At 62.9% G+C, this 4,194-nt stretch carries 6 protein-coding genes; 1 reads left to right on the top strand and 5 read right to left on the bottom strand.

Annotated features, from left to right (window positions below):
• Positions 1-162: 162 nt before the first annotated feature.
• Together QWJ46_RS30870 and QWJ46_RS30865 are read right to left on the bottom strand one after the other, a co-directional pair.
• A complete protein-coding gene (locus QWJ46_RS30870) occupies positions 163-585 on the bottom strand; it encodes a secondary thiamine-phosphate synthase enzyme YjbQ (protein WP_184460587.1) in 423 nt (140 codons plus the stop codon).
• A 99-nt stretch (positions 586-684) separates the two neighbouring features.
• A complete protein-coding gene (locus QWJ46_RS30865; RefSeq protein ID WP_184460586.1) occupies positions 685-1,284 on the bottom strand; it encodes a DUF922 domain-containing Zn-dependent protease in 600 nt (199 codons plus the stop codon).
• A 235-nt stretch (positions 1,285-1,519) separates the two neighbouring features.
• Between QWJ46_RS30865 and QWJ46_RS30860 the strand changes: the two genes are divergently transcribed.
• On the top strand, positions 1,520-1,765 hold the full coding sequence (locus QWJ46_RS30860) for a hypothetical protein (protein WP_184454292.1): 246 nt from the start codon (positions 1,520-1,522) through the stop codon (positions 1,763-1,765).
• Between the two features lie 69 nt (positions 1,766-1,834).
• On the opposite strand, the gene QWJ46_RS30855 is transcribed toward QWJ46_RS30860, so the two are convergent.
• The 3 genes from QWJ46_RS30855 to QWJ46_RS30845 all read right to left on the bottom strand — a co-directional run bounded on the left by QWJ46_RS30855 (position 1,835) and on the right by QWJ46_RS30845 (position 3,905).
• The gene (locus QWJ46_RS30855; protein WP_184454290.1) at positions 1,835-2,233 is read right to left on the bottom strand and encodes a DUF427 domain-containing protein; all 399 of its coding nucleotides are present in this window, start codon (positions 2,231-2,233) and stop codon (positions 1,835-1,837) included.
• Between the two features lie 80 nt (positions 2,234-2,313).
• Positions 2,314-3,012 (bottom strand): B3/4 domain-containing protein, encoded by a 699-nt coding sequence (locus tag QWJ46_RS30850; RefSeq protein ID WP_302756309.1) that lies wholly within the window; start codon positions 3,010-3,012, stop codon positions 2,314-2,316.
• Positions 3,013-3,014: 2 nt separating this feature from the next.
• Complete coding sequence (locus QWJ46_RS30845) at positions 3,015-3,905, bottom strand: DMT family transporter (protein ID WP_302756308.1); 891 nt, start codon at positions 3,903-3,905, stop codon at positions 3,015-3,017.
• Positions 3,906-4,194: the final 289 nt, after the last annotated feature.

Below are 4,194 nucleotides of genomic sequence, written 5' to 3'. Positions count from 1 at the left end.
CGCCATGCGGAAATTCATCATCATGATCAACACTATTCTCAAAAGACGAACCCCATGGAGCGAACCGCAACAACACGGTTGCTGAGGTGCCCCGCAGGGGCCTCGAAGGACGAGGGTCGGCCTCCGAGGCCCCTCCGGCAAGGAAAAAGACGCACGGCGCTCTCAGCCCCCGAGATGCAGCACGATTTCGCGTCGATGCGGCCGGTCGCGGTGTTCGAAGAGATAGAGGCCCTGCCAGGTGCCGAGCGTCAAGCGTCCCCTAGCGACGGGAATGCCGATCGACACCTGCGTCAGCGCCGCCTTGATATGCGCCGGCATGTCGTCCGGCCCCTCGGCCCTGTGCACGACCCAGCCCATCGATGGATCGGAGGCCGGAGGCACCAGCCGGCGGAAGAAGGCGAGAAGATCGGTGCGCACGTCGGGATCGGCGTTTTCCTGGATCAGCAGCGAACAGGATGTATGGCGCACGAAGATGGTGAGAAGCCCCTCCTCCCGTCCCGAGGCGCTGACGAAGGCCTCCGCCTGATCGGTGAATTCGTAAAGTCCCTGGCCGCGCGTGGACAGGGTGAGAATTGTCTGGGGCACGGGCGCTCTCCGTCTCGCAATGACATCCCCCGCGAGTTGGCGCGCCACGACGGCCAAGTCAATGGCCGTCGCACGGGCGGATCGATGCCCGCCACCCGGTCAGGGCCCATTCACCAGCTTGAGAACGAGCTGCTGGATGTTGCCGCCATCGCCCATTTCGACCTTGTCGAAGTTGCGGCCGCGCTGGCGCTGCCTTGCGGAAATCTCGCCGAGCCGCCGGGTCAGTTCGATCCTGATCTTCTTGCAGTCGGGGTCGTCGGCAACAGTGAAGCCGACGCTCATCGCCTCGATTTCCCTAACCATGTCCTTGATGGTTTCGCCATGCACCCGCTCATGCGCGGCAACGCCTGATATGAAGCCCTCCCAGCTGCTCTTAACGGCGGGCGGCAGCGCGGCCGAGGGTTTCGGCAGCGTATAGGTGATGATAAGTTTCGGCCGATTAGTGACGATGACGCAGGCATTGCCCTGCGGCTCGTATTTGCGGGTCCAGGTGAGCTTGAACGTCGTATGCGCGATGACCCGGCCCGTCACGCCGGCCTTGGGGCCTTGTGAACCGATCGATTGATAAAGTTCGGCGCCGGTCTTGCCTGAAATCGAATAGGGCTGCACCTCCTCGATCGCCTGCCATTCGCTCTGCGCCGCGGCCGGTAATGCGGCGAAAACTGCCGCCAATAGGCAGGGTAGAAAAGTCTTCGTCACGCATCGCCCCGTCAAGTGATTCCGCCCCGAACCTAGAGCCTTTCCGGACTGGATTGAAGCGTTCCCCGCTTTCAACGCGCATGCGATGCGTCGGCATCCGCACGGAGGTCGACAAAATCGCCAGCGAGGGTCCAGACCGCCTCGGTGCGGCCTGTATTTTCTATGAGAATCAACGCCTGGCCTCGGGAACAATTGTCTTCATCGGTTATTTCTTCTCTGACGCGCAGGAAAGAACATGACTCGCTACTATTTCGATCTGCACAACGGGGAAGGTCCGACGCGCGACGAGCACGGCACCGAGCTCAAATCTCGTGAAGACATTCCCAAAGAGGTGACCCGCATCCTGCTGGATGTGGCCCGTGACGAATTGCCGGCAGGCGACCGCACGACCATCGCCGTCACCGTCCGCGACGAGCGCGGCGATCCGGTCACGGTTGCCAGCCTCGTCTTCAGCAATGAATGGCTCGACGTCATCCGATGACGGCCTTCATCGAGGCTGCCGCCGAAGCCCGCGGGAAGGATTTTCAGCGCTCCGACACCCGCGCGATCGTCAGAAGGCGCCTGCCTCGGGCGCAGCCATTTCCTCGATCGCGTCGACACGGTCGGGATAAAAGGCGAGATGGTCCTTGATGTTGCTGACGGCGGCATGCGGGGATTCGTAGGTCCAGACGGCATTCTCGGAGCGTTTGCCAGCCAAAACAATGCTGTAGTAGGAGGCATCGCCCTTGTAGGGGCAATGCGTGGCGTGATCGGTGCGCTGAAGCAGCGACATGTCGACATCCCTGCGCGGAATATAGTGGACCGGCGGATAGGAGGCCTCGCGCAGCGTCAGCGCGTTGCGGCTATCGGCAATCGTCTTGCCGCCGACGGTGACGACGACGCGGCAGGGATTGTGCTCAACGGTGATCGGATGGTCCGGCCCGGGAATCTTGATCGACTTGTCCAACATGGGGTTCGTCTCCAGAAGATAACGATGCCCCTGAGATAGGGCGCCCATGCCGCCGGCCCAAGCCCCGAACCTTTCTCCCCTCACGCCTGCAATTCGAAGCGCGATGACGCGTGGCTGAGGGTTGCGGTCGCCGCCGTCACCGTCCAGTGACTTGCGAGCGCATCGGCGAGTGTCGCGATCAGCCTGCCGGTATCCTCGCCGGCGCCGGCATGCAGCGCCTCGGCGACGATCAGCACCGAGCGCGTCGTCTCCCGCACCGCTGAAAGCCCGCTCTGCCGGTTCGTCCAGCGGCGCGCATGGGCTCTGCCTTCGCCATCCGCGAAGATCACTTCGTCAGGCTCCGGATGTTCGCTTTGACCGCCGAAGGTGAGATAGGTCTCATGCCCCGTTGCATGCCGCACCTGGAGATCGCCGGCAATTTTTTCCGTGTCGAAGGCGGCGACAGGAATGGCAAAGGCGAGCGAAATCGCATTGCAGAGATCGACGAGCGGATGAAGCCGCGGCAGCAGGCACTCCTGGCGGAAGCGGCGCAGCAGCGCCTCGGAGGCCGAGCGATACTGCGTCGGCTTCAGCCCCATGCGGGAAAAGCCGCGCCGCCAGGCCTGGATCTCCGGGAATTCGCTTTCCTGGGCTTCAGCCAGGCGAGCCTCGGCAATCGCGCTGAAACTTGCGACCGCCTCTTTGACGTCTGCCGCCGCATCAATGCCATCGGCATAAAGCGCGGCGGCGCGAAGCTCCGGAAAAGCCTGCCAAATCGCCTCGGAATGGCTGAACTGCATGATCATTTCCCTTCCATGAGTTTCCTGTGGTTTCCGGCAAAGGCAAGCCCGGACACGGCCGCCAGCACGCAGGCAATGCCGGCAATCTGATTGAAGCCGACCGGCTCGCCGAGAATGACGAAGGCGAGCATGACGGCCGAAACCGGCGCAAGCGCGGTGAAGAGCGCGGCTTCGGTGCCGCTCACCCTCTCTGCCCCCGCATACCAGAGCAGAAAGCCGCCGACGGTCGGCACCAGGGCATAATAGGCGACGGCAGCGGCAGCGCTGGCGGAAAACCCATGAAAAGGCGCCTCGAAAATCGCCGGAACGATCGAGACGACGAAGCCGATGCCGGTCATCAGCATCGACTGGGCAAGCGGCGGGATATCGGCCGCCAGCCGCTTGTTCAACAGAATGAACAAGCCCTCGCAGATGACCGCAAGGAAAATCAGCAGATTGCCGACAAGCGAGCCGCCGGTCGCCTTTGGCGTGAAGGCGATCGAAAACACGCCGGCACTTGCCAGCGCCACCGCCAGCAGCAGGCCCCGCCCCGGCCGTTCGCGCAGCAGCAGGATCGAAACCGCCGCCGAGACCACCGGCAACGTGCCGATTATGACGCTGGCATCGGCGGCCGACGTCAGGCTGAGGCCCGATATCAGCAGCGTCGTGTAGCCGACACTGCCGGCGCCGGCCTGAATGACGAGGATGAGGCGGTCATGCCCGGAGAGCTTCGGTAAACGGGTTCCGCTTGCCCGCATCAGCAGGAAAAAGACGGGAAGAGCGAGGGCGAAGCGCAAGGCGGTGGCCGTGAAGGGCGGCAGTCCCGAAGCAATGATCTTGCTCGCAATGACAGTGCTGCCGACCGTCAGCATGGCCAGCGCCAGATAGAAATAGCCTTGAACCTGTCTCGACATTCCGCGCCTCCGATTGGATGCGCTGAAGAAACAGCAGCGACCGGTCTGGGTCTTGAACGAAATTGCAGGCGTATGACCAAAGGTGGCCAGCCCCGTCCTTCGAGGCCCCTGCGGGGCGCCTCAGGATGAGGCTGGAGAGAGGTGGGAGCCTGCGAAGCCGCGCTCACCGACGATCAGCCCTCATCCTTGTACGTTGCCGTTGGTGTATAAACGGGCTGCGCGGCGGGGATGCGTGTCATCCTTGGGTTTCGAACTCGTACCTCAGCGAGCATCTCCGTCGCCATGTCTT

It is taken from the genome of Rhizobium sp. CBN3 (assembly GCF_030518245.1).
Lineage (GTDB): Bacteria > Pseudomonadota > Alphaproteobacteria > Rhizobiales > Rhizobiaceae > Rhizobium > Rhizobium aethiopicum_A.
This window is presented reverse-complemented; position numbering and strand designations above follow the sequence as displayed.

Coding starts and splice junctions, on each gene's coding strand:
- QWJ46_RS30845 (WP_302756308.1), bottom strand. CDS start 3,905: ATGTCGAGACAGGTTCAAGGCTATTTCTATCTGGCGCTGGCCATGCTG.
- QWJ46_RS30855 (WP_184454290.1), bottom strand. CDS start 2,233: ATGTTGGACAAGTCGATCAAGATTCCCGGGCCGGACCATCCGATCACC.
- QWJ46_RS30850 (WP_302756309.1), bottom strand. CDS start 3,012: ATGCAGTTCAGCCATTCCGAGGCGATTTGGCAGGCTTTTCCGGAGCTT.
- QWJ46_RS30860 (WP_184454292.1), top strand. CDS start 1,520: ATGACTCGCTACTATTTCGATCTGCACAACGGGGAAGGTCCGACGCGC.